Below are 363 nucleotides of genomic sequence, written 5' to 3'. Positions count from 1 at the left end.
GTCTTCAGTTGACACATTGACCGACGGGAAAGATAGCGTTGTGACCATCACAGCATCGCTGGGGAGCCACCGATTCAGTTGAAACTCATCGACAGACGATGAATCCACGGACGCAGAAGTCACATCACCCGCTGGTTCACCCAAATAATCCTGTTCGATCGGATTAAAGCTGACGCGTGTAATTCGCGCTTGAGTCGAATCATTCGGCCCTAAGTTCTGTATCGCCAAATAGCGTGATGATGACATCATCGACCAGAGAGTGATCGACGAAATAACCAGCACGATCGGTAGCGAAACGATCAGTAACGACGTCAGGGTACGCCATCGATCACGGATCGTTGCGCGCCTCGATATCCGCAATAC

At 51.0% G+C, this 363-nt stretch carries 1 protein-coding gene; it reads right to left on the bottom strand.

The features are described from left to right. Positions 1-282 (bottom strand): hypothetical protein (locus QP415_RS10935; protein ID WP_285100077.1); only part of this gene is annotated, 282 nt, incomplete at its 3' end. Positions 283-363: the final 81 nt, after the last annotated feature.

The sequence above is a fragment of the Pauljensenia sp. UMB3104 genome, from assembly GCF_030217285.1.
Classification (GTDB): domain Bacteria; phylum Actinomycetota; class Actinomycetes; order Actinomycetales; family Actinomycetaceae; genus Pauljensenia.
Note: the sequence above shows the minus strand (reverse complement) of the source record. Positions and strands in the feature narration are given on the sequence as shown.